This window comes from Nostoc sp. (assembly GCF_054880495.1).
Genome location: NZ_JBTYKD010000388.1, coordinates 1 through 26,139 on the forward strand (window position 1 = coordinate 1; position 26,139 = coordinate 26,139).

Sequence of the window (26,139 nt, forward strand, 5' to 3'; positions counted from 1 at the left end):
ACCTCAGCCGCGCCATACCGACGGATAACCACTGCTTTCATCGCATTCCTCCTGCTACCTTGTTTTGCTGAATGAACTCAGACAGCTTATTTTTCGTTATGACTACAGTGTAGCGATCGCGATGTCTACGAGGTATCAGGATATATTAATTGAGTTGGAGCCAGAGCGAATGTTATATCTTGCAGTACCTAGCAGAGTTTTTGATGATTTGTTTGAAGAACCCATCGGCAAACTTTTACTGAGAAATCATCGTTTAAAGCTGATTACCTTTGATCCGAAACAGGAGGTTATCAAACAATGGATTACACGCAATTAGACCATTATCGCCAGGTGATTGAAACTATCCTCAGTGAATATGCTTCATTACCCTATTCCTATGCCAATATTCAATCGGAAGTGGTGTTTGATCGAAACCGCGTTGGCGCAGCCTCTCTGAAAGAGACTCGGTATTTGTGGATGGATATAGCTTGGGATGGCGATCGCCGCATTCATGGCTGTCTGGTTCATATTGACCTGATTGATGGCAAAATCTGGATTCAACGGGATGGTACTGAAGAAGGCATTGCCGCCGATTTAGAACGAGCTGGAATTCCTAAAGAACATATCGTGCTTGGGTTTCGTCCACCGGAGTTAAGACCCTACACTGGCTATGCAGTTGCTTGAGAGCGATCCCTTCTCTACCAGACGCTACGCGTAGCTTGCTTTCCGTTCGCGTAGCGTCTCCGACAGGAGAAGGGTAGGGGGGGCGATCGCCAACGCTCTGTGAGAAAAGACATTCTCTTTATTCCTCTGTCGTAAATACAACACCTTCATACAGTAGTTCAATTGCACATTCAAATTCAATGCTCGATAGAGTGATGATATCTCCAGCCGTGTAGAGATAGTAAAGCCACATCCTACCCTCACCCCGACAGTAACGCTCGACGGAGATTTTTTCTGAGTCAATCAAGATATACTCCTGCAAACTGGGAATTGTCAGATAATAAGTAAATTTTTCACCCCGATCTTTAGCGCTTGTACCTGGGGAAAGAACTTCGACAATTAGCTTGGGATGTTGAATAAATTTGCGGGCATTGAGGTCTTGAGGGTCGCAACTGACAATCACATCAGGATAATAGTAGCGGCTCTGGGGAGTGAGTTGCATTTTCACGTCTAACACATTAACTCGACAACCCCTGGAATGCAAATTGGGATACAAAGCTCTGTAGAGATTTAGTGCAATGTCGTTATGGGGAATTGTACCGCCTGTCATGGCAAATACTTCGCCATTGGCATATTCGTAGCGAACGTCTTGCTGAGGTTCCCATTCGAGATATTCCTCAACGGTCATTTTTGGTATTTGTTGGGGGATGGCTATCATAACTAAGATTTTTTTACCTTGGTTTAATTGTAGCTAAATGGTATCAGTAACAAAGAGCGTTGACGATAGCCCGCCATTCGCGTAGCGTCTCGTAGAGAAGGCATCGCTAAGGTTCGTAACGAGCAATTAAGAAAATTCATTGCGATCGCACAATCATGCTAGATTATAGTTTGTTGTTTCTCTCAAACACAAAATCCCAGAGTTTCCTACCCATCTCCTGATTGTGGAAATGAAAAACAAGAACTGAAAAGTTAAACTTTTTGAAAAATATGTCCAGCAAGATATCTATTTTTATAAGCCTGTATAGGTTGCCAGATAAGACTTAGAACCAAAATTGAATATAATTCCCAAAGCAAAAATTAAAAAAATATAAATTGCATTTTTACCCTCAAAAAAATGATATGTTAGATACAGAATTGAATTCCGCTTTTTTTCTGGAGTAGAACGATATAGATTACTCCAGTTTTTCACCCTCAAACCCTTGGCATTTATTGCTTTTGGCGGAAATTGAGGGTAATCTGAGTACACATTTAAATAACCCAAACCCAGTTTTAAGTTAGTTAAAGTCCTTACTGGAGTTGGGTTATGACTGAGTACAAATAAATCCTGAACCCCCATCTATAAAGACTAGAACCCTAACCAAAAAATACTAGAACCCCTACCCGAAAAATAAATTTTTAATTCTTGTAATGCTTGCAGAATTAGGGTTTTTATTACTTGAGTACAAATGTAATAAATCCAATAAATTCTATGCTAGATAGACGCAGCATCTAGCTGGGAGAAGGCTGCTATAAATCTTATATCGCCAATCACTTAACGCTCTGACACAAAACAAAGCGGAAAGTGAGTGGAGGGATGACATAGCACCATGCCTAAAGTGAATAGAAGTCGCGGCTGTAAGCACAAATTCTACCCAAGAATCGAACCTTGACACACACCAGCCGAACATCAAATATATATTGCCTGCCTTACTTGAGAACAAGTCACCCAAACCCAAGAGTTTGCAGGCAGTGTGGAAGACGCGACTTCAATTCCTCGGCATATAAGAGTAGCAACACCATCTCCCACAGTGGCAGCCAAGTCCACCGACCTTTTGCGAAACTCAATGACATCACCGTCTACACGACTCCTCAACACCCCTGCTACGGAATCGACAACAACCCAAGCAAAATCCGGTGGTTGCGGCTGCGACAGCCCCAGCAGCGCCACCGTGGAAAGGGATCAAAAGCTCGAAGAACGCATTGCTAAACATCCCTGCTACAGCGAAGACGCCCATCACCACTATGCTCGATTGCACGTTGCAGTTGCTCCAGCTTGCAACATTCAATGCAACTATTGCAACCGTAAATATGACTGCGCTAACGAAAGCCGTCCTGGAGTAGTTAGCGAGTTGCTAACACCAGAAGAAGCTGCACACAAAGCTTTGGTCATTGGCGGTAAGATTCCTCAAATGACAGTTGTGGGAATTGCCGGTCCTGGCGACCCATTGGCAAACCCAGAAAAGACCTTCCGCACATTTGAGTTGATTGCAGCCCAAGCACCAGATATCAAGCTGTGTTTATCAACCAATGGTTTAATGCTGCCCGACTACATTGATCGCATTAAACAATTAAATATAGATCACGTTACGATCACCATTAACATGGTAGATCCTGAGATTGGTGCTAAGATTTATCCTTGGGTTCACTACAACCGCAAGCGTTACAGAGGCATTGAAGGCGCAAGAATTCTCCACGAAAGACAGATGGAAGGATTGCAAGCCCTGAAAGATGCTGACATCTTATGCAAAGTTAACTCCGTGATGATTCCCGGAATTAATGACCATCACTTAGTCGAAGTGAATCGAGTCATTCGTGAGAAAGGTGCATTCTTGCACAACATCATGCCATTGATTTCTGCACCAGAACATGGCACACACTTCGGTTTAATCGGTCAACGCGGTCCCACACCTAAAGAACTCAAAGAAGTTCAAGACAACTGCTCTGGTAACATGAAAATGATGCGTCACTGTCGCCAGTGTCGCGCCGATGCAGTCGGATTGTTGGGAGAAGACCGTAGCCAAGAATTTTCCAAAGAGAAATTCTTGGAAATGACTCCAGACTATGACATGGAGAAACGTCAAGAAGTTCACCAAGGTATTGAGAAGTTTAAAGAAGAACTTAAAGTTGCCAAAGACAAGGCGCTTCAGGGCAAGAAATTTGCCAACAGTCCTAAAATCCTAGTTGCAGTAGCAACCAAAGGCGGCGGATTGGTTAACCAGCACTTCGGTCATGCCAAAGAATTCCAAATTTACGAAGTGGATGGAAAGGATGCTCGCTTTGTCGGTCATCGCAAAATTGACCAATACTGCCAAGGTGGATACAGCGAAGAAGCTTCCTTTGAGCATATTATGAAAGCGATCGCAGATTGCAAAGCAGTTTTAGTCTCCAAGATTGGTAACAGTCCTCAAGAAAAATTGCAAAAAGCTGGAATACAGACTATTGAAGCTTACGACGTGATTGAGAAGGTTGCTTTGGAGTTTTACGAGCAATACCTTCAGGAATTAGAAATTAGGGAATAGGGCATGGGGGAGCCTGCGCCGTGGGCGGCTCTGCCGACTTGAGGCGACTGGGGGCATGGGACAAGAATTATCCTCAATGCCCTGCCCTACACCCAATTCTCAATGCCCCTTGCCCCTTGCCCCTTGCCCCTTGCCCAAAAAGGACAATAATCATGGCTTACAAAATTACTAGCCAGTGTATTTCCTGCAATCTCTGTCTATCTGTATGTCCCACTGGTGCAATTAAGATAGTTGAAGGACAACACTGGATTGACTCTGAACTTTGTACAAACTGCGTTGGTAGCATTCATACCATGCCTCAGTGTAAAGCTGGTTGTCCCACCTGCGACGGTTGCGTTAAGCAGCCTAGCAATTACTGGGAAGGCTGGTTTACCAATTACAACCACGTAGTTGCTAAATTAACTCATAAACAAGATTACTGGGAGCGTTGGTTTAACTGCTATTCCCAGAAATACTCCGAACAGTTGCAAAAGCGTCAACCCCAATCGGTAGGGTCTGAAGCTTACGTTAAATAATTCGTAATTCTTAATTGAAGACAACAATGCAAAACAACTGCATCTATCTCGATAATAATGCCACCACCAAGGTAGACTCAGAAGTTATAGAGGTAATGCTACCTTACCTGACGGACTATTACGGCAATCCCTCCAGTATGCATACCTTTGGTGGGCAAGTCGGTAAAGCAATGAGAACAGCAAGAGAACAACTTGCAGCTATCTTGGGAGCCGATGAGTCAGAAATTGTCTATACAAGTTGCGGTACTGAGGGAGATAACGCCGCGATTCGAGCCGCACTTTTGGCGCAACCAGAAAAGCGACACATCATAACCACCCAAGTTGAACACCCAGCAGTACTCAATGTCTGCAAACAATTAGAAACCCAAGGTTACACTGTTACCTATCTATCAGTAAATCATCAAGGGCAGTTGGATCTAGATGAACTAGAAGCTTCCTTAACGGGTAACACCGCCCTGGTGACAATTATGTATGCTAATAACGAAACAGGGACAGTTTTCCCGATTGAACAGATTGGGTTACGGGTGAAAGAATATGGCGCTATCTTCCATGTAGATGCGGTGCAAGTAGTGGGAAAAATCCCCTTGAATATGAAGACTAGCACTGTGGATATGTTAACCCTGTCTGGTCACAAGCTGCACGGGCCGAAAGGAATTGGTGCTTTATATATCCGGCGCGGCGTTCGGTTCCGTCCCTTCATTATTGGGGGACACCAAGAACGCGGACGTCGGGCGGGAACAGAGAATGTTCCAGCAATTATTGCCTTGGGCAAAGCTGCCCAACTGGAACTGTTACACTTAGAAGAAGCGACCAAAAGAGAAATCAGGCTGCGCGATCGCCTCGAACAAACTTTACTCGCTAAAATTCCCGATTGTGTCGTTAACGGTGACGTTACGCAGAGATTGCCCAACACCACCAATATCGGCTTCAAGTATATTGAAGGTGAAGCAATCTTACTATCCTTGAATAAATACGGTATCTGCGCCTCATCCGGTTCTGCTTGCACCTCCGGCTCACTGGAACCTTCCCACGTCCTTCGGGCTATGGGCTTACCCTACACAACTTTGCATGGTTCCATCCGCTTCAGCCTTTGTCGCTACACCACAGAAGCCGAAATCGATCAAGTGATAGAGGTAATGCCCAGTATTGTAGAACGTTTACGCGCCCTCTCACCCTTCAAAAATGATGATGCAGGCTGGCTGCAAGAACAAGAGCAAGCACTGGCGCATCGCTAATTAGGGAGTAGGGAATAGGGAATAAAGAATTTACTACTCCCCACTCCCCCAATCTAAAATCCAAAATCTAAAATCTAAAATTCATTATGTGGGACTACACTGATAAAGTATTAGAACTGTTTTACGATCCCAAAAATCAGGGAGCAATTGAAGAAACGAGCGAACCTGGGGTTAAGGTTGCAACGGGAGAAATCGGTAGCATTGCTTGCGGCGATGCTCTGAGATTGCACCTGAAAGTTGAGGTAGAATCTGATAAGATTCTAGATGCTCGTTTTCAAACCTTTGGCTGTACTAGTGCGATCGCATCTTCTAGTGCATTAACCGAAATGATCAAAGGTTTAACCTTAGATGAAGCTTTAAAAGTGTCCAATAAAGACATTGCAGATTACCTTGGTGGTTTGCCAGAAGCAAAGATGCACTGCTCTGTCATGGGACAAGAAGCGCTAGAAGCCGCTATCTATAATTATCGTGGCATACCTCTAGCTACCCATGATGACGATGATGAAGGCGCGTTAGTTTGCAGTTGCTTTGGGATCAGCGAGTCTAAAATTCGTCGCGTGGTTCTAGAAAATCATCTCACTGGTGCTGAACAAGTAACAAATTATGTGAAAGCTGGTGGCGGATGCGGTTCCTGTTTGGCGAACATTGATGATATAATTAAATCAGTTCAACAGGAATACGCCTCACCTGCTCTCAACGATTACGGCGTACAAGTTGCCACAGAAATTGTTACGTCCAAGCAGCGATCGCTAACCAACGTCCAAAAGATTGCTCTAATTCAAAAGGTTCTCGATGAAGAAGTCAGACCCGTACTCATTGCTGACGGGGGAGATGTAGAACTCTATGATGTCGAAGGCGATCGCGTTAAAGTTGTACTGCAAGGTGCTTGCGGTTCCTGTTCTAGTAGTACAGCAACTCTAAAAATTGCGATCGAAGCCAGATTACAAGATCGTGTCAGCAAGAGCCTTGTAGTCGAAGCAGTTTAGGAATTGCTGTAGGACTTAACGTATTCTACAAATACGCCCTAATATGCATTCAGCCAGGAACAGAAAGTAGGATTTGAACCGAATCATTGTCTCCACTCAATGCTTCATACCAATTCGCCAAAAGAAAGCAACAGATTCAAATCTAACTTTCTTAATTACGAATTACGTAGACACCCGAAGGATTGCTCCCCCGATGGTATTACGAATTCCGAATTGGTATCAGTCCTACCACTATTACGGCTAACAGCATATAGGCTTCATAGATTAAGCGCCTACTTGCGAATTTCATCATCTAACTCGCTTCAAAGGAACAGAATATGAGTACATTGTACGACAAACTTGGCGGACAACCAGCTATTGAACAAATAGTAGATGAACTCCACAAACGCATTGCGACAGACAGCCTCCTCAATCCCATCTTTGCTGGTACAGATATGGTCAAGCAACGTAATCATCTAGTTGCTTTCTTATCTCAGATATTTGAGGGGCCAAAGCAATACGCTGGTCGTCCAATGGACAAAACCCACGCGGGAATGAATCTACAGCAACCACACTTCGATGCGATCGCCAAGCATCTCGGTGAAGCAATGGCTGTGCGTGAAGAGTCAGCAGAAGACACCAAAGCTGCACTAGAGCGTGTCACAAACATGAAGGGCGCTATTTTGAACAAGTAATAGGACTTACGCATTGATTGTTGACAAATAACAACATCAAGTCCTATTAAGTCTTGCAACCTGAAACACATTATGGCGTATTTGTAAATTGCGTAATCTCCTAGTCATTAGTCAGGATAAATGATTAATGACTAGGGACAAAAGAAAAAAAATTTAGCCAGGAAATATATGTACTTACTTTCGATCATTTTAGCTGTGGAGCGATCGCCCCCAGCAGGCATTTATGCCAACGCTACCAACGATGCTCTACACGCGCTCACTACTGTCGCTCAACTGGCGTGAACGCAACTGACAAACGCGCATACCCACCAACCAACCAATTGCAGGGAAACACGGATCATGACTGAAGAAAAGATTAGACAGATAGCTTTCTACGGTAAGGGCGGTATCGGTAAATCTACCACCTCCCAAAACACCTTAGCAGCTATGGCAGAAATGGGTCAACGCATCCTCATCGTTGGTTGCGACCCCAAAGCTGACTCCACCCGTTTGATGCTGCACAGCAAAGCTCAAACAACCGTTCTTCACCTCGCCGCAGAACGTGGTGCAGTAGAAGATATTGAACTCGAAGAAGTAATGCTAACCGGTTTCCGTGACGTTCGTTGCGTAGAATCTGGTGGTCCAGAACCAGGTGTAGGTTGCGCCGGTCGTGGTATTATCACCGCCATCAACTTCTTAGAAGAAAACGGTGCTTACCAAAACCTAGACTTCGTATCTTACGACGTATTAGGTGACGTTGTATGCGGTGGTTTCGCTATGCCTATTCGTGAAGGCAAAGCCCAAGAAATCTACATCGTCACATCAGGTGAAATGATGGCGATGTACGCTGCTAACAACATCGCTCGTGGTGTTCTTAAGTATGCTCACACAGGTGGTGTGCGTTTGGGTGGTTTGATTTGTAACAGCCGTAACACTGACCGGGAAATCGATCTGATCGAAACCTTGGCAAAACGGTTGAACACCCAAATGATTCACTACGTACCCCGTGACAACATTGTTCAACACGCAGAATTGCGCCGGATGACTGTTAACGAGTACGCACCTGAAAGCAACCAAGCTAACGAATATCGGACATTGGCTACAAAGATCATCGGCAACAAGAATCTATCTATTCCTACACCCATCGAAATGGAAGAACTAGAAGAATTGTTGATTGAATTCGGTATTCTCGAAAGCGACGAAAATACCGCAATGCTAGTTGGTAAGAGTGCTGCTGAAGCTCCTGTAGTATAAATCGCTGCTAAGGAATAATGCTTTAGCACAAGGAAAAAGGAAGAGTTCCCGATCTTACCTTTGACCTTTGACGCTCTCCCTTTATCTCCCCCCTAACCTTAGAGGGGACTCCTAGTCCCCCTATGCCTGATCCTTACCAGTCACAAAGGCTAAGTATGACACCTCCAGAAAACAAAAACATCATCGAAGAAAGAAAAGAACTAATTAAAGAAGTTCTCAGTGCTTATCCTGAAAAAGCTGCTAAAAAGCGCGAAAAACACTTAAACGTATACGAAGAAGGTAAGTCCGATTGCGGCGTTAAGTCTAACATCAAATCCCTTCCTGGGGTAATGACCGCTCGTGGTTGTGCTTATGCCGGTTCTAAAGGTGTGGTCTGGGGTCCTATTAAGGATATGATCCACATCAGCCACGGGCCTGTAGGTTGCGGTTACTGGTCTTGGTCTGGTCGTCGTAACTACTACATCGGCACCACAGGTATTGATACCTTTGGTACCATGCACTTCACCTCCGACTTCCAAGAACGAGATATCGTTTTTGGTGGAGACAAAAAACTTACCAAGCTCATCCAAGAACTTGATGTACTTTTCCCGCTCAACCGTGGTGTTTCCATTCAATCTGAATGTCCCATCGGTCTAATTGGGGATGACATCGAAGCTGTTGCTCGGAAGACATCGAAAGAAATTGGCAAGCCAGTTGTACCTGTGCGTTGCGAAGGCTTCCGGGGTGTTTCCCAATCTTTGGGACACCACATTGCTAACGACATGGTTCGTGACTGGGTGTTCACCAGATCCGACCAAGCTAAGAAAGACGGTACACTTCAGTTTGAAGGCACTCCTTATGATGTAGCCATCATTGGTGACTATAACATCGGTGGTGATGCTTGGGCTAGCCGCATCCTGTTAGAAGAACTCGGCTTGCGCGTAGTCGCTCAGTGGTCAGGTGATGGCACCATCAACGAAATGTTGATGACCCCCAATGTGAAGATGAACCTCATCCACTGCTATCGGTCGATGAACTACATCAGCCGTCACATGGAAGAAGCTTATGGTATACCCTGTACGAAATATGATTTAATGCATTGTGATACCAGGATTTAGTCCACGTCTGACTTTGCTTAATTTAAACATTGTTCTAAATGGACTAAATTTTAAGACACATTTAAGACACAATGAAAAGCAAGGCACAGGACGTTTTTGACGATTTCACTCCGCCAGCATCTACCGATGGCAGCTATCTAGGAACACAGAGACAAATGAAAGCTACTCGGCAGCATCTGGAACGCAAGTTTGAGAAAGGTTTGGCAGACACTAGGGGCCGTCTAAAAGCCGCTAAGGTGAAAGTGGGTTTGGTCGTGGCACGGGATACTATTCAATTGCAAGCATCCCTACCAATCAAGCCGGGCGATCGCGACACTAAAGGAACTGGTTTTAAGCAGTACAAGATTTCGCTGAATATCCCTGCAAGCCTGGACGGGTTGAGAACATCTGAGGAAGAGGCAAACGAGCTAGGCAAGCTGCTCGCCCGTAAACAGTTTGAATGGACTGACAAATATCTGGGAAAAATCGCTAAGGTCAGCAGCAGATCCCAAGTCCTTGGTGAAGTTTTAGAAGAGTTTGAAACTGAGTATTTCAAAACACGCAAGTTAACAGAAAAAAGTAAACACACCTTTTTCTACTACAAAGAGTATTTACGGCGATTGATTGGGCTAGATACTTTATTGACTCAATCGGAGATTGATAAAAGATTTGCAGAGTTGACGGGAGACTCTGCCAAATACAGCGCCGTTAAATCGTTGAAGGTTTTAAAAGCAACTCTTAATTTAACTGGTTTCACCCTCGAACAATTTAAAGCTACACAACCCAAAAGTCAGGCTAGGGATATTCCCAGTGATGAGGATATCATCAAATATTATGAATCTTTTCATCAGTACTCTTTGACTAGGAGCTTGACAATCAAGAAGAATTGCTTGGACAGTTGGAAGATGTGGGGTTGGGTGTATGGAATGCTTGCTACTTATGGATTACGCCCAAGAGAACTGTTTGTAAATCCTGAGATTGATTGGTGGTTGAGTTCTGAAAATAAAGATAATACATGGAAGGTTCACCCAGATACTAAGACTGGTTACAGAGAAGCTTTACCGCTACATCCTGAATGGGTTTACTTGTTTGATTTAAAAAACGTAGAGTATTTGGAACTGTTAAAATCTCAAACTGATGGCAGAACTAGTTTTACAGATATCAACACTATTCGGGTTAACTGTTCATCATGGTTTAGGCGGGTAAATATTCCGTTTACGCCCTATGACTTACGCCACGCTTGGGCTATTCGAGCGCATATGATGGGCATTCCAATTAAAGCTGCTGCTGACAATTTGGGGCATTCTGTTGAGATTCATACTGAGATTTACCAGAAGTGGTTCAGCTTGGAGAACCGGAGGAAGGTAATTAAGGAGGCAGTGGATAAAAAAGATGACATGGATGCGTTGAAGGAGGAAAATGCACGGCTAAGGGCTGAGGTGGAATATCTCAGGCAAGCTCTGGCACGGCATCAAATTAGCGAGTTACTGTCTACTTGACTCACCGTAGAGTGTGGTTTATTAACAGAGGTGCATCTCTATCTATTTAGCTTTTAAACTGTTAAACTAGTGCTGCTACATTTTTGAGTAATATATTAGAAAAAATGCCTATTTTTTGGGAATTTTTGTTAAAAAATAGGCAGCCAAAAAATTGTCTACAGTTGCTAAAAACGGCATCCAGAGCGAGTTTTACCCGCCTACAGTTCTGTCTACACCTGTAGACACTGTAGACGCACTGCAACCGGACTTGTCACTGTTGATCGTGGCACTGCAACCGGACTTGTCACTGTTGATCGTGGCACTGCAACCGCCTTTATCACCGTCGATCGTGGCACACAAAGCGCACTTGTCACCGTCTGTTGTTGGGTGTAGGCGAACTGTAGACGGGTTGAAACCGAGTTGAAACCGTGCATAAGTTGACTATAAACCGTGCTTTAGTTCCTTGATGAAAGCGTCAATCGCCTTTCCTGCCGTTGATTGCTTGCCCACTTTAAGCTTATTCAAAGTGCGATCGCGGGTTGCCTCGTAGTCTGGTTGCAGGGATTGACTTACTGTCTGTAACTGTTCCCTGAGTTGCTGGTTTTCAGTTTCAGCTTGCTCTAATTTCTCATCCTGATTTCTAATTCGTTCCTGTAACTGGTCGATGATTTCATTGTTCGCTACAGTTGACTCAATATTACTTGGCTGCCCGGTAGCGCTATTCTCCTCTGCTACCGGGCTTTCGATTTTCCCCGCAGTTCCTCCAGTTGCGATCGCACTTCACCCAAGCTTGCTGCCACCTCTTGCTTAAACACTTCCAGTATGTCTACGTCTGGACTTTTTGTAGACACAGTTGTAGACCTACTAAATGAACCCCCCCGCAGTTCCTCCAGTTGCGATCGCACTTCACCCAAGCTTGATGCTACCTCTTGCTTCACCAGTTCTTGAACGTCTACAACTGTAGTCAAAACTGTAGACAGAGGATTGTTTCTTTTCACGAAATCAATAAAAAGCCTTTGGGATGTTTGGTTGAGAGTTTCACCCTCTAACTGTGAGGACTCCACAAATTGAACAATCTCATCTGGCAAACGGAATGAAAACGATTTACTAGCCATAGTTAGCAAGTGCGCTGTATACATCTGTCTACAAGATTAACCTATTCGCCTACAGATTGTTGACAGTTGAGTTATTGCTTTGTATATTAGTTGTATGCAGGTTGTGGGCAGATATATACAGGTAGTAGCGAGTAAATCGTAGCGTCGTTTCGCTCCCCTAGTACCCACATGAGATGGATAAATGAAGTCAGCGCTTGAATGCGCCCCGGCAAGAGAGTCCATTACCTCTCCCCCACCGGCACGACTTCCCCCTTGCCAGTTGTTCAGTCCCATTAAGGAGGCAATACAAATTATGCAACAAGCGCAGACCGACAGCAATAGCGCTGCACACGTTTTTAGTGCGAATAAAAGTAATGAATCTCTGCTTGAGATGATGACACACGCTCTGGATGAATGGAATCTGATTCGGTATTATCAGCAGCTTTTAGAATTTGAAAACATTGATTCCGATGAATCTATCGCACTGCTTACCGATTGCTACTTAAAGCTTTCAGAACCACATCGAGATGACTTGGAACTAACTTTAAATGCTATCCACAAGTTGATTAGCACCATCTCAAAAGGTTAGCGAATGCTTATTTTTCCAAAAGCCGGACTTGTTTAACATTTTTAGCAACCCCTGTCTGAGCGGGGGTTGTTTAACATTTTAAAAAATGAGGAGAATTGTATGTCACAAATAGAGCCTTTTGACAAACTGCTGCAAGACGCACGTCCAGATGACGGCTACATCAACGCTACCGAATGGTGCAAGCATTTTGGGTATCGACTTGATAGCTGGAAGCAGTTGCCAGAAACAAAAGCTAGATTAGAGCAGTTGAAAATCGCAAAGTCAAATACTGAGCCTTGGATTGTTCAGCGCGTAGGTAAAACTTGGGTAACTTGGGTTCACCCAATCATGGCAGTTCACTTAGCCAGCTACCTTAGTCCAGGCTTCGCCAACTATGTAGCCGAGATTTTCATCAGGTACGTCACTGCTGACCCAAAGCTTGCTGCTGATATTGCCTCAAGGCAGGAAACCACCGAGGGGCTGGAGATCATTAACAAGGCAGTCTAGGAGCGCTACAAGGAGGAAAAAGCAACCCCTGTCTGATCTGGGATTGCTTAACACTTTAAAAACAAGGAGAATTATATGTCACAAACAGAGCAATTTGACAAATTGGTGCAAGACGCGCAACGCGATGACGATTATATCAACGCTACCAAATGGTGCAAGCATTTTGGGTATGACTTGAGGAACTGGAAGCGATTGCCAGAAACTAAAGCTAAATTAACGGAGCTTTCTGAAAGATTAAAAATTGAACAGTTAAATCCTGAAGTTGACACCCTCAAAATTACACAGTTAAATCCTGAAGTTGACACACTGAAAATTGGTCACTTTAATCCTGAAGTTGACACCCTTAAAATTACACACTCAGTATCTAAAGAATTAATTTACACTAGTGGTAAAGGGTACAGGGCTGTTACCTGGGTTCACCCCTTCATGGCAGTTCACCTAGCCAGCTACTTTGATCCAGACTTTGCCAACTATGTAGCCCAGGTTTTTATCAGATATGCTGTGGCTGACCCAACGCTTGCTGCTGACATTGCCTTAAGGCAGGAAACGACCGAGGGGCTGGACATCATTAACAAGGCAGTTCAGGAGCGTTACGAGTTTCTCAAGTCTAAGTTAAACAGAGCCTATCACAGAATCCAAGACGCTTGGGGAGATAAGTTACACTACAGCACTCTTACTGGAGAAATTCAATTAAATGGGAGTCCTTTAGAGTTACAGTCTCTCAAAATCAAGCTTGATCTAGAACTTGATATCAAGGTCGAATATCAGGATGCAAGACAAATCGTTGAGACTCTGGCTATCGTCAATACCTATCCTTTAATGGATGCTGCGAATCAGCAGAGATTCGGCAAGGAGCATTGGCTTTCTATCAAGAGAAGAAATTTTGTACCAACAAAAGAGTGTCCCACACCGCCAAAATTAAGTTGATGCTTGGTTTTTAGGATACCCCCCTGTTCCTGACTGGGGGTGTTTTTTTGGCGATCCACTCCCCTTGACAGGTCGAATGATGCAATTTGTATCATCGACTTTTAAATTTTCATTTTTTGCAAAATCTACTGGATCAACTGGATCACGGTTGCTGGAAGTATTGCTATGACTGACTTCTTCTTGATCCAGTAAATGATCCAGTAGATTTGGTAAAACCAAATCTACTGGATCAACTGGATCCGGATATATAGAAGTATTATCTAATACATAATTCTTCTCAGGATCCAGTTGATCCAGTAGATGATCCAGTAGAACCAAATCTACTGGATCATCTACTGGATCACTCTGAAAGTCCTGTTGTACCAAGGTTTCTTCAATCAGTGATCCAGTTGATCCAGTTGATTTTGATTTTTTGAGAATTTTTTAGTTGTAATTTCTTCTAGAATCCATCCGCGCTTCCCCCTGACTTCCAACTCCTAACTTCCGACTTCCACTGAGTAGCTAATGAAGTTGGAAGTTGAAGTTGGAAGTTGCCGCAACGTGCAGCAGCAAGACCAGCCATTAGCGATCGCTGAAGGCTACCGTAAATTGTCTGCAACGCGATCGCGCGATGTCCCGCCAAGAATGCGATCGCAACTCCTAACTTCCAACTCCTAACTTCCAACTTCCACTGACTAGCTGGTGAAGTCGTAAGTTGAAGTTGGAAGTTGCCGCAACGTGCAGCAGCAAGACCAGCCACTGGCGATTGTGTACAAAAACGTCGAGCGATCGCTAAAAGTCCGTGCAATTGCATTTGAACCAAACTCCATCTCCTAAACGCTGAAAACTTACACGCTTCGCCTTGCCGCCCCACTGGGGGCTAGATTTTTCATTGAGGCAAAAGAAAATTATGCAGAAACTCTTGCAAGCGTGGTGTACTGCTTCCCATATCCAATTACCAGATCTGCCCGGCCTCTTGTACCAATAATTCGTTCTACTTCAGCAGGAGTATTTAATTTGGCGTAGAAAGCTGTAATTGTGGCGGCTAAATCAGGTGTAGCACCCGCTTCAACGAATGGAATCTGATGATGAGCTTGTCCGTTTTTCACATCGTAAAATTTTATCCATCTTCCATGCATATCATTTGCAGGAACCACGACAGCAGTATCATCGCCATAATACCAACGAACTTTTACGATCGGAATTTTATTACCTCTTGTAATTTCTACAATTGCTGAATTAGCTGGAGGCACTGTCACTAATCCAGCAGCAGCAATACCACCCCATAAAGTTAAAGTACCATTAGCAACTCTCAACTTCAAAAAACGACTAGGGTCTAACGGATCACGGTAGTAAAGTTGCGTGTAATCTGTATCTGGTTTAGGAGTATAAGCTTTGGGGTTAGCCGAACGATGGGCTAGCCTTGCAGCAGCTTGAGAACGTTTAATCTTTGCTAATTCTTCTAACTCAATAGCACTTCTACGACGAGACATAATTTTTTAAGCCCAATTCAGCTTTATCAACCATAACAAGGCTTTTGAGTGTTTTTTCCTCGTGCAAACCCATAGGGTTGTACATTGTTTTTTAGATTATTTTAAAATGACAGATAAACCATTAAAAACTTAGAAGGTCAGCAAGTCGGAAGTTTGGAAGTCAGCAATAAAAAACCCTGAACGCTCAGGGGTTACAGGAACTTCCCACTAAAAACCAAAACTTCCGCCATAAAATGCATGGAAAGTCACTGCAACGACAATAAATCAACTAAAAAATGAGAGTTAGTTTCAGGAAAATTAACCTTGCAAGTTTTATATTTCAGTTGAATGCTTGCAACGATTCCACCAGAAATAAGCCGACCGGAAGGCATTAATACGTTGCATTTATCCCCTACTTTCCATCGCTTTTTTCGTTTAGGCATAATAAATTTAGCCAAAAAATCTTTCATGCTACTCCAGTAAGCCACAATTTGCAAATCAAATTACCATTTCACTGGGGTTTTCGATGTTTAAATCATAAGCTTTAAGACAAAAACAAGCCACACAGAACGCATCGTTGGAAAAGTATTGATATATAAGGTTTTCAGCCTTTAATCTACCGTATACCCTGTACGAAATATGATTTAATGCATTGTGATACCAGGATTTAGTCCACGTCTGACTTTGCTTAATTTAAACATTGTTCTAAATGGACTAAATTTTAAGACACATTTAAGACACAATGAAAAGCAAGGCACAGGACGTTTTTGACGATTTCACTCCGCCAGCATCTACCGATGGCAGCTATCTAGGAACACAGAGACAAATGAAAGCTACTCGGCAGCATCTGGAACGCAAGTTTGAGAAAGGTTTGGCAGACACTAGGGGCCGTCTAAAAGCCGCTAAGGTGAAAGTGGGTTTGGTCGTGGCACGGGATACTATTCAATTGCAAGCATCCCTACCAATCAAGCCGGGCGATCGCGACACTAAAGGAACTGGTTTTAAGCAGTACAAGATTTCGCTGAATATCCCTGCAAGCCTGGACGGGTTGAGAACATCTGAGGAAGAGGCAAACGAGCTAGGCAAGCTGCTCGCCCGTAAACAGTTTGAATGGACTGACAAATATCTGGGAAAAATCGCTAAGGTCAGCAGCAGATCCCAAGTCCTTGGTGAAGTTTTAGAAGAGTTTGAAACTGAGTATTTCAAAACACGCAAGTTAACAGAAAAAAGTAAACACACCTTTTTCTACTACAAAGAGTATTTACGGCGATTGATTGGGCTAGATACTTTATTGACTCAATCGGAGATTGATAAAAGATTTGCAGAGTTGACGGGAGACTCTGCCAAATACAGCGCCGTTAAATCGTTGAAGGTTTTAAAAGCAACTCTTAATTTAACTGGTTTCACCCTCGAACAATTTAAAGCTACACAACCCAAAAGTCAGGCTAGGGATATTCCCAGTGATGAGGATATCATCAAATATTATGAATCTTTTCATCAGTACTCTTTGACTAGGAGCTTGACAATCAAGAAGAATTGCTTGGACAGTTGGAAGATGTGGGGTTGGGTGTATGGAATGCTTGCTACTTATGGATTACGCCCAAGAGAACTGTTTGTAAATCCTGAGATTGATTGGTGGTTGAGTTCTGAAAATAAAGATAATACATGGAAGGTTCACCCAGATACTAAGACTGGTTACAGAGAAGCTTTACCGCTACATCCTGAATGGGTTTACTTGTTTGATTTAAAAAACGTAGAGTATTTGGAACTGTTAAAATCTCAAACTGATGGCAGAACTAGTTTTACAGATATCAACACTATTCGGGTTAACTGTTCATCATGGTTTAGGCGGGTAAATATTCCGTTTACGCCCTATGACTTACGCCACGCTTGGGCTATTCGAGCGCATATGATGGGCATTCCAATTAAAGCTGCTGCTGACAATTTGGGGCATTCTGTTGAGATTCATACTGAGATTTACCAGAAGTGGTTCAGCTTGGAGAACCGGAGGAAGGTAATTAAGGAGGCAGTGGATAAAAAAGATGACATGGATGCGTTGAAGGAGGAAAATGCACGGCTAAGGGCTGAGGTGGAATATCTCAGGCAAGCTCTGGCACGGCATCAAATTAGCGAGTTACTGTCTACTTGACTCACCGTAGAGTGTGGTTTATTAACAGAGGTGCATCTCTATCTATTTAGCTTTTAAACTGTTAAACTAGTGCTGCTACATTTTTGAGTAATATATTAGAAAAAATGCCTATTTTTTGGGAATTTTTGTTAAAAAATAGGCAGCCAAAAAATTGTCTACAGTTGCTAAAAACGGCATCCAGAGCGAGTTTTACCCGCCTACAGTTCTGTCTACACCTGTAGACACTGTAGACGCACTGCAACCGGACTTGTCACTGTTGATCGTGGCACTGCAACCGGACTTGTCACTGTTGATCGTGGCACTGCAACCGCCTTTATCACCGTCGATCGTGGCACACAAAGCGCACTTGTCACCGTCTGTTGTTGGGTGTAGGCGAACTGTAGACGGGTTGAAACCGAGTTGAAACCGTGCATAAGTTGACTATAAACCGTGCTTTAGTTCCTTGATGAAAGCGTCAATCGCCTTTCCTGCCGTTGATTGCTTGCCCACTTTAAGCTTATTCAAAGTGCGATCGCGGGTTGCCTCGTAGTCTGGTTGCAGGGATTGACTTACTGTCTGTAACTGTTCCCTGAGTTGCTGGTTTTCAGTTTCAGCTTGCTCTAATTTCTCATCCTGATTTCTAATTCGTTCCTGTAACTGGTCGATGATTTCATTGTTCGCTACAGTTGACTCAATATTACTTGGCTGCCCGGTAGCGCTATTCTCCTCTGCTACCGGGCTTTCGATTTTCCCCGCAGTTCCTCCAGTTGCGATCGCACTTCACCCAAGCTTGCTGCCACCTCTTGCTTAAACACTTCCAGTATGTCTACGTCTGGACTTTTTGTAGACACAGTTGTAGACCTACTAAATGAACCCCCCCGCAGTTCCTCCAGTTGCGATCGCACTTCACCCAAGCTTGATGCTACCTCTTGCTTCACCAGTTCTTGAACGTCTACAACTGTAGTCAAAACTGTAGACAGAGGATTGTTTCTTTTCACGAAATCAATAAAAAGCCTTTGGGATGTTTGGTTGAGAGTTTCACCCTCTAACTGTGAGGACTCCACAAATTGAACAATCTCATCTGGCAAACGGAATGAAAACGATTTACTAGCCATAGTTAGCAAGTGCGCTGTATACATCTGTCTACAAGATTAACCTATTCGCCTACAGATTGTTGACAGTTGAGTTATTGCTTTGTATATTAGTTGTATGCAGGTTGTGGGCAGATATATACAGGTAGTAGCGAGTAAATCGTAGCGTCGTTTCGCTCCCCTAGTACCCACATGAGATGGATAAATGAAGTCAGCGCTTGAATGCGCCCCGGCAAGAGAGTCCATTACCTCTCCCCCACCGGCACGACTTCCCCCTTGCCAGTTGTTCAGTCCCATTAAGGAGGCAATACAAATTATGCAACAAGCGCAGACCGACAGCAATAGCGCTGCACACGTTTTTAGTGCGAATAAAAGTAATGAATCTCTGCTTGAGATGATGACACACGCTCTGGATGAATGGAATCTGATTCGGTATTATCAGCAGCTTTTAGAATTTGAAAACATTGATTCCGATGAATCTATCGCACTGCTTACCGATTGCTACTTAAAGCTTTCAGAACCACATCGAGATGACTTGGAACTAACTTTAAATGCTATCCACAAGTTGATTAGCACCATCTCAAAAGGTTAGCGAATGCTTATTTTTCCAAAAGCCGGACTTGTTTAACATTTTTAGCAACCCCTGTCTGAGCGGGGGTTGTTTAACATTTTAAAAAATGAGGAGAATTGTATGTCACAAATAGAGCCTTTTGACAAACTGCTGCAAGACGCACGTCCAGATGACGGCTACATCAACGCTACCGAATGGTGCAAGCATTTTGGGTATCGACTTGATAGCTGGAAGCAGTTGCCAGAAACAAAAGCTAGATTAGAGCAGTTGAAAATCGCAAAGTCAAATACTGAGCCTTGGATTGTTCAGCGCGTAGGTAAAACTTGGGTAACTTGGGTTCACCCAATCATGGCAGTTCACTTAGCCAGCTACCTTAGTCCAGGCTTCGCCAACTATGTAGCCGAGATTTTCATCAGGTACGTCACTGCTGACCCAAAGCTTGCTGCTGATATTGCCTCAAGGCAGGAAACCACCGAGGGGCTGGAGATCATTAACAAGGCAGTCTAGGAGCGCTACAAGGAGGAAAAAGCAACCCCTGTCTGATCTGGGATTGCTTAACACTTTAAAAACAAGGAGAATTATATGTCACAAACAGAGCAATTTGACAAATTGGTGCAAGACGCGCAACGCGATGACGATTATATCAACGCTACCAAATGGTGCAAGCATTTTGGGTATGACTTGAGGAACTGGAAGCGATTGCCAGAAACTAAAGCTAAATTAACGGAGCTTTCTGAAAGATTAAAAATTGAACAGTTAAATCCTGAAGTTGACACCCTCAAAATTACACAGTTAAATCCTGAAGTTGACACACTGAAAATTGGTCACTTTAATCCTGAAGTTGACACCCTTAAAATTACACACTCAGTATCTAAAGAATTAATTTACACTAGTGGTAAAGGGTACAGGGCTGTTACCTGGGTTCACCCCTTCATGGCAGTTCACCTAGCCAGCTACTTTGATCCAGACTTTGCCAACTATGTAGCCCAGGTTTTTATCAGATATGCTGTGGCTGACCCAACGCTTGCTGCTGACATTGCCTTAAGGCAGGAAACGACCGAGGGGCTGGACATCATTAACAAGGCAGTTCAGGAGCGTTACGAGTTTCTCAAGTCTAAGTTAAACAGAGCCTATCACAGAATCCAAGACGCTTGGGGAGATAAGTTACACTACAGCACTCTTACTGGAGAAATTCAATTAAATGGGAGTCCTTTAGAGTTACAGTCTCTCAAAATCAAGCTTGATCTAGAACTTGATATCAAGGTCGAATATCAGGATGCAAGACAAATCGTTGAGACTCTGGCTATCGTCAATACCTATCCTTTAATGGATGCTGCGAATCAGCAGAGATTCGGCAAGGAGCATTGGCTTTCTATCAAGAGAAGAAATTTTGTACCAACAAAAGAGTGTCCCACACCGCCAAAATTAAGTTGATGCTTGGTTTTTAGGATACCCCCCTGTTCCTGACTGGGGGTGTTTTTTTGGCGATCCACTCCCCTTGACAGGTCGAATGATGCAATTTGTATCATCGACTTTTAAATTTTCATTTTTTGCAAAATCTACTGGATCAACTGGATCACGGTTGCTGGAAGTATTGCTATGACTGACTTCTTCTTGATCCAGTAAATGATCCAGTAGATTTGGTAAAACCAAATCTACTGGATCAACTGGATCCGGATATATAGAAGTATTATCTAATACATAATTCTTCTCAGGATCCAGTTGATCCAGTAGATGATCCAGTAGAACCAAATCTACTGGATCATCTACTGGATCACTCTGAAAGTCCTGTTGTACCAAGGTTTCTTCAATCAGTGATCCAGTTGATCCAGTTGATTTTGATTTTTTGAGAATTTTTTAGTTGTAATTTCTTCTAGAATCCATCCGCGCTTCCCCCTGACTTCCAACTCCTAACTTCCGACTTCCACTGAGTAGCTAATGAAGTTGGAAGTTGAAGTTGGAAGTTGCCGCAACGTGCAGCAGCAAGACCAGCCATTAGCGATCGCTGAAGGCTACCGTAAATTGTCTGCAACGCGATCGCGCGATGTCCCGCCAAGAATGCGATCGCAACTCCTAACTTCCAACTCCTAACTTCCAACTTCCACTGACTAGCTGGTGAAGTCGTAAGTTGAAGTTGGAAGTTGCCGCAACGTGCAGCAGCAAGACCAGCCACTGGCGATTGTGTACAAAAACGTCGAGCGATCGCTAAAAGTCCGTGCAATTGCATTTGAACCAAACTCCATCTCCTAAACGCTGAAAACTTACACGCTTCGCCTTGCCGCCCCACTGGGGGCTAGATTTTTCATTGAGGCAAAAGAAAATTATGCAGAAACTCTTGCAAGCGTGGTGTACTGCTTCCCATATCCAATTACCAGATCTGCCCGGCCTCTTGTACCAATAATTCGTTCTACTTCAGCAGGAGTATTTAATTTGGCGTAGAAAGCTGTAATTGTGGCGGCTAAATCAGGTGTAGCACCCGCTTCAACGAATGGAATCTGATGATGAGCTTGTCCGTTTTTCACATCGTAAAATTTTATCCATCTTCCATGCATATCATTTGCAGGAACCACGACAGCAGTATCATCGCCATAATACCAACGAACTTTTACGATCGGAATTTTATTACCTCTTGTAATTTCTACAATTGCTGAATTAGCTGGAGGCACTGTCACTAATCCAGCAGCAGCAATACCACCCCATAAAGTTAAAGTACCATTAGCAACTCTCAACTTCAAAAAACGACTAGGGTCTAACGGATCACGGTAGTAAAGTTGCGTGTAATCTGTATCTGGTTTAGGAGTATAAGCTTTGGGGTTAGCCGAACGATGGGCTAGCCTTGCAGCAGCTTGAGAACGTTTAATCTTTGCTAATTCTTCTAACTCAATAGCACTTCTACGACGAGACATAATTTTTTAAGCCCAATTCAGCTTTATCAACCATAACAAGGCTTTTGAGTGTTTTTTCCTCGTGCAAACCCATAGGGTTGTACATTGTTTTTTAGATTATTTTAAAATGACAGATAAACCATTAAAAACTTAGAAGGTCAGCAAGTCGGAAGTTTGGAAGTCAGCAATAAAAAACCCTGAACGCTCAGGGGTTACAGGAACTTCCCACTAAAAACCAAAACTTCCGCCATAAAATGCATGGAAAGTCACTGCAACGACAATAAATCAACTAAAAAATGAGAGTTAGTTTCAGGAAAATTAACCTTGCAAGTTTTATATTTCAGTTGAATGCTTGCAACGATTCCACCAGAAATAAGCCGACCGGAAGGCATTAATACGTTGCATTTATCCCCTACTTTCCATCGCTTTTTTCGTTTAGGCATAATAAATTTAGCCAAAAAATCTTTCATGCTACTCCAGTAAGCCACAATTTGCAAATCAAATTACCATTTCACTGGGGTTTTCGATGTTTAAATCATAAGCTTTAAGACAAAAACAAGCCACACAGAACGCATCGTTGGAAAAGTATTGATATATAAGGTTTTCAGCCTTTAATCTACCGTATACCCTGGCTTGAGTACAACTTCTTCGGCCCCACGAAGATTGCTGAATCTTTACGGGAAATTGCTTCTAAGTTTGACGAGACAATCCAAGCAAACGCTGAGAAGGTTATCGCCAAGTATCAGCCCACAACGGATGTGATTCTTCAGAAGTATCGCCCCCGCTTGGAAGGTAAAACTGTTGCCATCATGGTTGGTGGTCTACGTCCTCGCCACGTTGTCCCAGCTTTCCAAGACTTGGGCATGAAGATGATTGGTACGGGTTATGAGTTCGCTCATAACGATGACTACAAACGTACTGCTCCCTTCATCGAAAACGGCACCATCGTTTATGACGACGTTACCGCTTACGAATTCGAGGAATTTATCAAAGCCCTCAAGCCTGACCTAGTTGCTTCTGGTGTGAAAGAGAAGTACGTCTTCCAAAAGATGGGTCTGCCTTTCCGTCAAATGCACTCTTGGGATTACTCCGAACCTAGCGATCGCTCTTCAACATCATATAATGCAAGGTTTTTTTGCGGTGGTAGAAAAAAGAGCCTATTTCTAGCCTAAATGCAAGCAAGTTGTAGGGTTATTTAAGAATAATCTGTTTTGATGCTTTAAACAATATAACTCTTATGCAGTCTCATTTTTAGATTTTGCTTGCATTTTGCTTAAAGAAAAACTGTAAAATAAAAGACTATTTATAATGACGATTATTTAGATTAAATGGTGCGTAGCGTCTAAATTCAGCAGCAGAAAATAAAGTTTGCATCCACCCCAGGAGCTTTTATCCATTTGATCCACAAAGTGTTAGCCTGCTAGACTGAAGTGATTGGACGCACAAAAGACGGATCAATAGCTTCTGGAGGTTGTTTTGAGTATTATAGAAACTGCTACTGAAAAAAAACAGAAGATGCTCGCGGACTCGCTAACGCTGCGCGATCACCAGAAAAAGAAGTTAATACACCAAAAAATCGGGGGAAATTAATATTAGATGCCACTTGTGCCCCAGGTGATATCAGCTATCCGACAGATATCGGGTTACTAAATCAAGCCAGAAAACACACAGAAAAAATTATAGACTCTCTTTACGAACAGATAAAGGGTCAATTAGAGAAAAAACCGAGAACTTATCGGGAAATCGCAAGACGTGACTACCTAGAAGTAGCTAAAAAACGTCGTGTATCACACAAAGAACGAGGCATTAGAATTAGTGGAGTTCCTTTAGGAAGACCTCCAAAAACTGTGAGTAAAGAAAAAAAGAAGCAAGCTTTACAAGATGAGAGAATTCGTAATTTTATTGAGGGAAAGTTTGGACAAGGTAAAAGAAGGTTCAGCCTGGGTAGAGTGATGGCGAAACTATCTCATACTTCTCAAACAGCAATTGCTATTACTTTTTTAGTCATGAATCTTTCTACTTACTTGTCACGGGTTTTTTATGCCTTTTTATGTCTATTTTTCAAAAATAGACCTTTTTTAGAGATTGATATAATTGAACGTTATCTTTTTGCCAGATATAGGCAACAAAAACTTATCTTTAACCTTGCTTAAATAACTAGTCAACCCTTAAGATTGCTTTTTTATGACTTTTTCAGCAACCCCTAATTAATAACCTTAGCTACAATTGAGCAGCCTTTAAATCTTAATTTCAGCCATTATGTTAGTAAATAAAGCCTTAAATTCCTGCTCTGTCTACAGTTGAAAAGTGGGTTCTTATTTTTCTTTTCCAAAAGTGATTAAACAGGGTTAATATTCCTTGCTCTCACGCAGACAAGCAAGACCTGCTCCGACTACAGCACACAAGAGGAAAATTGATCTATGTAGTTCCTCACGTTTCTCAACAGCTAAATACGTCTCTCTTATAGCATCATTCGGTCCACCAGAAATTCGTGCAAGTTGACTTACTGTATACTCGGTTGATTGTTGAAGCGAGCTTCCTATAAAGTTCAAAAGCCCATTTGTTAGTTGAGAATCCGCTACTTGTTTTTGCAACTCCGTCACCGCCGCTTCGACAGCTGTGAGACGTTCTTCCAGAGAAATATTGACATTTGAGGTTTTCCCTTACTACATCATGCCTATCTGAAGAATAACGAGTTAGAGTAAGGGGTGGCAACTCTCTCGAAGCTAATAAAGATGATTTAATTGTTTTTATGAGCGATCGCCTTTACTCGATAATAAACTAGGCGATCGCATTAAACCGTCCAATCCTCAATTAATAGTCCGGGTACTTTGCCCAAATGCCGATAATTGCGTGTTACCAAAACTAATTTACGAGATAGTGCGTAGGCGAAGCCCGTCGTAGATACCGCAGTAAAAGAAGTAGACTGTTGTTGCGATGTCTACGATGGACTGTTCGGTGACGCCCCAAATTGACAACACACTACTGTATATTCATACTGGTGAAGTTAAGCGATCGCCTCTAACTCAGGAATGTGTTCAGTTTCGTAGTTTTCAATTAAAACACCTATAACTTCCATTAGAGACGCGAGTGGATGCGTCTCGTCTTCACCAACTTGATCGATGAGACAATCGAGGATTTCAACCAAGCGTTCATATTCCTCTTCTGTGTGAGGAACAAAAACGTTTTCGGCAATAGATGACCAAGCAGTGATGGTTTGATCGAGGTTGAAGCTTTGCATTATTCTTTCCACTTGCCTTGATCGTATTCTAAATGCGTTAACACAGCCCGGATGTAGACTTTTTGGCGGTTGTAATGAATTGCGGCAATAAGTCTAACTTTGTTGCCACCAATATTAAACACTGTTAATTTACCGACTTGATCGGCTGATGGAAACATTTCACGGAGTTCCACAAATGAGGCAAACTCATTTCCCTTGACCAATCGATACCACTGAGCCAAGGCGTTATTTGTATCTGGATGAAGTTTAGCAAATTCATTCAGCCGTTTACGAGTAATAACGTGCATCTAAAAACCACTGATCTCTTAATAATTCTGTCATCTATATAACTCACCTGCGATCGCCAATCTTATATTTTAATCATCGCCCCAACTCACGAGTAGATTCATCCACTTGCGAGAACAAAGTGTTACACAAATTAACTACTGAATTTCTGAACAATTGTCTGTACAATTGCCAAAATGGCTCCTACATTATCCAAGTAATATCTTTGCTTATCAAGCAAAGCCACTTTTTGCGAAAGTTGAAGAAACTGCCATACTTCTCCTGTTGTCACACA

The 26,139-nt window shown here is 42.9% G+C and carries 29 protein-coding genes and 3 pseudogenes; 21 read left to right on the forward strand and 11 right to left on the reverse strand.

Going from position 1 to position 26,139, the window contains the following annotated elements; translation table 11 throughout:
- Positions 1-64 precede the first annotated feature (64 nt).
- Together ACYTXL_RS32890 and ACYTXL_RS32895 are read left to right on the forward strand one after the other, a co-directional pair.
- Positions 65-316, forward strand: a complete 252-nt coding sequence (locus ACYTXL_RS32890) for an element excision factor XisH family protein (RefSeq protein ID WP_461928254.1) — start codon at positions 65-67, stop codon at positions 314-316.
- Positions 298-663 carry an element excision factor XisI family protein gene (locus ACYTXL_RS32895; protein WP_461928255.1) on the forward strand — a complete coding sequence of 122 codons (366 nt, stop codon included), beginning with the start codon at positions 298-300 and terminating at the stop codon, positions 661-663. The genes ACYTXL_RS32890 and ACYTXL_RS32895 overlap by 19 nt, the downstream gene beginning before the upstream one ends.
- Before the next feature lie 118 nt (positions 664-781).
- Here the strand turns inward: ACYTXL_RS32895 and ACYTXL_RS32900 are convergent, their stop codons facing one another.
- Complete coding sequence (locus tag ACYTXL_RS32900) at positions 782-1,360, reverse strand: Uma2 family endonuclease (RefSeq protein WP_461928256.1); 579 nt, start codon at positions 1,358-1,360, stop codon at positions 782-784.
- A 1,105-nt stretch (positions 1,361-2,465) separates the two neighbouring features.
- On the opposite strand from ACYTXL_RS32900, the gene nifB reads away from it, so the two are divergent.
- The 9 genes and pseudogenes from nifB (at position 2,466) to ACYTXL_RS32945 (ending at position 11,541) form a co-directional block, all read left to right on the forward strand.
- On the forward strand, positions 2,466-3,920 hold the full coding sequence (gene nifB / locus ACYTXL_RS32905) for a nitrogenase cofactor biosynthesis protein NifB (RefSeq protein WP_461928271.1): 1,455 nt from the start codon (positions 2,466-2,468) through the stop codon (positions 3,918-3,920).
- A 152-nt stretch (positions 3,921-4,072) separates the two neighbouring features.
- Positions 4,073-4,435 (forward strand): DUF362 domain-containing protein, encoded by a 363-nt coding sequence (locus ACYTXL_RS32910; RefSeq protein ID WP_461928257.1) that lies wholly within the window; start codon positions 4,073-4,075, stop codon positions 4,433-4,435.
- A 26-nt stretch (positions 4,436-4,461) separates the two neighbouring features.
- The gene (gene nifS, locus ACYTXL_RS32915; RefSeq protein ID WP_461928258.1) at positions 4,462-5,670 is read left to right on the forward strand and encodes a cysteine desulfurase NifS; all 1,209 of its coding nucleotides are present in this window, start codon (positions 4,462-4,464) and stop codon (positions 5,668-5,670) included.
- Positions 5,671-5,756: 86 nt separating this feature from the next.
- Entirely contained in the window at positions 5,757-6,656 is a 900-nt protein-coding gene (nifU, locus tag ACYTXL_RS32920; protein WP_461928259.1) for a Fe-S cluster assembly protein NifU, read from the forward strand.
- 317 nt (positions 6,657-6,973) lie between these two features.
- Positions 6,974-7,330 carry a globin domain-containing protein gene (locus tag ACYTXL_RS32925; protein ID WP_461928260.1) on the forward strand — a complete coding sequence of 119 codons (357 nt, stop codon included), beginning with the start codon at positions 6,974-6,976 and terminating at the stop codon, positions 7,328-7,330.
- A 339-nt stretch (positions 7,331-7,669) separates the two neighbouring features.
- A complete protein-coding gene (gene nifH, locus ACYTXL_RS32930) occupies positions 7,670-8,563 on the forward strand; it encodes a nitrogenase iron protein (protein ID WP_461928261.1) in 894 nt (297 codons plus the stop codon).
- Positions 8,564-8,718: 155 nt separating this feature from the next.
- Positions 8,719-9,633: pseudogene (locus tag ACYTXL_RS32935) on the forward strand (nitrogenase component 1); the annotation flags it as partial.
- A 98-nt stretch (positions 9,634-9,731) separates the two neighbouring features.
- Entirely contained in the window at positions 9,732-11,138 is a 1,407-nt protein-coding gene (locus ACYTXL_RS32940) for a site-specific integrase (protein WP_461928262.1), read from the forward strand.
- A 151-nt stretch (positions 11,139-11,289) separates the two neighbouring features.
- Positions 11,290-11,541, forward strand: coding sequence for a hypothetical protein (locus ACYTXL_RS32945; protein WP_461928263.1), 252 nt, complete (start codon positions 11,290-11,292; stop codon positions 11,539-11,541).
- A 307-nt stretch (positions 11,542-11,848) separates the two neighbouring features.
- Here ACYTXL_RS32945 and ACYTXL_RS32950 read toward each other — a convergent pair whose 3' ends face one another.
- Complete coding sequence (locus tag ACYTXL_RS32950; RefSeq protein ID WP_461928264.1) at positions 11,849-12,256, reverse strand: hypothetical protein; 408 nt, start codon at positions 12,254-12,256, stop codon at positions 11,849-11,851.
- A gap of 268 nt (positions 12,257-12,524) precedes the next feature.
- On the opposite strand from ACYTXL_RS32950, the gene ACYTXL_RS32955 reads away from it, so the two are divergent.
- The 3 genes from ACYTXL_RS32955 to ACYTXL_RS32965 all read left to right on the forward strand — a co-directional run bounded on the left by ACYTXL_RS32955 (position 12,525) and on the right by ACYTXL_RS32965 (position 14,213).
- Positions 12,525-12,800, forward strand: coding sequence for a hypothetical protein (locus ACYTXL_RS32955; protein WP_461928265.1), 276 nt, complete (start codon positions 12,525-12,527; stop codon positions 12,798-12,800).
- Positions 12,801-12,899: 99 nt separating this feature from the next.
- Positions 12,900-13,286 carry a KilA-N domain-containing protein gene (locus ACYTXL_RS32960; protein ID WP_461928266.1) on the forward strand — a complete coding sequence of 129 codons (387 nt, stop codon included), beginning with the start codon at positions 12,900-12,902 and terminating at the stop codon, positions 13,284-13,286.
- Positions 13,287-13,361: 75 nt separating this feature from the next.
- The gene (locus tag ACYTXL_RS32965) at positions 13,362-14,213 is read left to right on the forward strand and encodes a KilA-N domain-containing protein (protein ID WP_461928267.1); all 852 of its coding nucleotides are present in this window, start codon (positions 13,362-13,364) and stop codon (positions 14,211-14,213) included.
- Here the strand turns inward: ACYTXL_RS32965 and ACYTXL_RS32970 are convergent.
- The 3 genes from ACYTXL_RS32970 to ACYTXL_RS32980 form a co-directional block, all read right to left on the reverse strand.
- The gene (locus ACYTXL_RS32970) at positions 14,205-14,579 is read right to left on the reverse strand and encodes a hypothetical protein (RefSeq protein WP_461928268.1); all 375 of its coding nucleotides are present in this window, start codon (positions 14,577-14,579) and stop codon (positions 14,205-14,207) included. The genes ACYTXL_RS32965 and ACYTXL_RS32970 overlap by 9 nt on opposite strands.
- A 73-nt stretch (positions 14,580-14,652) precedes the next feature.
- Positions 14,653-15,015 (reverse strand): hypothetical protein, encoded by a 363-nt coding sequence (locus ACYTXL_RS32975; RefSeq protein ID WP_461928269.1) that lies wholly within the window; start codon positions 15,013-15,015, stop codon positions 14,653-14,655.
- Positions 15,016-15,100: 85 nt separating this feature from the next.
- On the reverse strand, positions 15,101-15,685 hold the full coding sequence (locus ACYTXL_RS32980; RefSeq protein WP_461928270.1) for a hypothetical protein: 585 nt from the start codon (positions 15,683-15,685) through the stop codon (positions 15,101-15,103).
- A gap of 721 nt (positions 15,686-16,406) precedes the next feature.
- Between ACYTXL_RS32980 and ACYTXL_RS32985 the strand changes: the two genes are divergently transcribed.
- Entirely contained in the window at positions 16,407-17,813 is a 1,407-nt protein-coding gene (locus ACYTXL_RS32985; protein ID WP_461928262.1) for a site-specific integrase, read from the forward strand.
- Between the two features lie 151 nt (positions 17,814-17,964).
- Positions 17,965-18,216, forward strand: a complete 252-nt coding sequence (locus tag ACYTXL_RS32990; protein ID WP_461928263.1) for a hypothetical protein — start codon at positions 17,965-17,967, stop codon at positions 18,214-18,216.
- A 307-nt stretch (positions 18,217-18,523) separates the two neighbouring features.
- On the opposite strand, the gene ACYTXL_RS32995 is transcribed toward ACYTXL_RS32990, so the two are convergent.
- Positions 18,524-18,931 (reverse strand): hypothetical protein, encoded by a 408-nt coding sequence (locus tag ACYTXL_RS32995; RefSeq protein WP_461928264.1) that lies wholly within the window; start codon positions 18,929-18,931, stop codon positions 18,524-18,526.
- 268 nt (positions 18,932-19,199) lie between these two features.
- Here ACYTXL_RS32995 and ACYTXL_RS33000 point away from each other — a divergent pair, with 268 nt between their 5' ends.
- The 3 genes from ACYTXL_RS33000 to ACYTXL_RS33010 all read left to right on the forward strand — a co-directional run bounded on the left by ACYTXL_RS33000 (position 19,200) and on the right by ACYTXL_RS33010 (position 20,888).
- Positions 19,200-19,475, forward strand: a complete 276-nt coding sequence (locus ACYTXL_RS33000) for a hypothetical protein (RefSeq protein WP_461928265.1) — start codon at positions 19,200-19,202, stop codon at positions 19,473-19,475.
- Positions 19,476-19,574: 99 nt separating this feature from the next.
- Positions 19,575-19,961 (forward strand): KilA-N domain-containing protein, encoded by a 387-nt coding sequence (locus ACYTXL_RS33005; protein ID WP_461928266.1) that lies wholly within the window; start codon positions 19,575-19,577, stop codon positions 19,959-19,961.
- Between the two features lie 75 nt (positions 19,962-20,036).
- Positions 20,037-20,888 carry a KilA-N domain-containing protein gene (locus ACYTXL_RS33010; protein WP_461928267.1) on the forward strand — a complete coding sequence of 284 codons (852 nt, stop codon included), beginning with the start codon at positions 20,037-20,039 and terminating at the stop codon, positions 20,886-20,888.
- Here ACYTXL_RS33010 and ACYTXL_RS33015 read toward each other — a convergent pair.
- The 3 genes from ACYTXL_RS33015 to ACYTXL_RS33025 all read right to left on the reverse strand — a co-directional run bounded on the left by ACYTXL_RS33015 (position 20,880) and on the right by ACYTXL_RS33025 (position 22,360).
- Positions 20,880-21,254, reverse strand: coding sequence for a hypothetical protein (locus tag ACYTXL_RS33015; RefSeq protein ID WP_461928268.1), 375 nt, complete (start codon positions 21,252-21,254; stop codon positions 20,880-20,882). The genes ACYTXL_RS33010 and ACYTXL_RS33015 overlap by 9 nt on opposite strands.
- 73 nt (positions 21,255-21,327) lie before the next feature.
- Complete coding sequence (locus tag ACYTXL_RS33020) at positions 21,328-21,690, reverse strand: hypothetical protein (protein ID WP_461928269.1); 363 nt, start codon at positions 21,688-21,690, stop codon at positions 21,328-21,330.
- Positions 21,691-21,775: 85 nt separating this feature from the next.
- The gene (locus tag ACYTXL_RS33025; RefSeq protein WP_461928270.1) at positions 21,776-22,360 is read right to left on the reverse strand and encodes a hypothetical protein; all 585 of its coding nucleotides are present in this window, start codon (positions 22,358-22,360) and stop codon (positions 21,776-21,778) included.
- Between the two features lie 596 nt (positions 22,361-22,956).
- On the opposite strand from ACYTXL_RS33025, the pseudogene ACYTXL_RS33030 reads away from it, so the two are divergent.
- Together ACYTXL_RS33030 and ACYTXL_RS33035 are read left to right on the forward strand one after the other, a co-directional pair.
- Positions 22,957-23,511, forward strand: a pseudogene (locus tag ACYTXL_RS33030) (nitrogenase component 1); the annotation flags it as partial.
- A gap of 396 nt (positions 23,512-23,907) precedes the next feature.
- A pseudogene (locus ACYTXL_RS33035) lies at positions 23,908-24,492 on the forward strand (transposase); the annotation flags it as partial.
- 854 nt (positions 24,493-25,346) lie between these two features.
- On the opposite strand, the gene ACYTXL_RS33040 reads toward ACYTXL_RS33035, so the two are convergent.
- Positions 25,347-25,580: a hypothetical protein gene (locus ACYTXL_RS33040; RefSeq protein ID WP_334973154.1), complete on the reverse strand. Its 234-nt coding sequence runs from the start codon at positions 25,578-25,580 to the stop codon at positions 25,347-25,349.
- Positions 25,580-25,867 (reverse strand): type II toxin-antitoxin system HigB family toxin, encoded by a 288-nt coding sequence (locus ACYTXL_RS33045; RefSeq protein ID WP_375468117.1) that lies wholly within the window; start codon positions 25,865-25,867, stop codon positions 25,580-25,582. Before ACYTXL_RS33045 ends, ACYTXL_RS33040 begins: the two co-directional genes overlap by 1 nt.
- Positions 25,868-26,139: the final 272 nt, after the last annotated feature.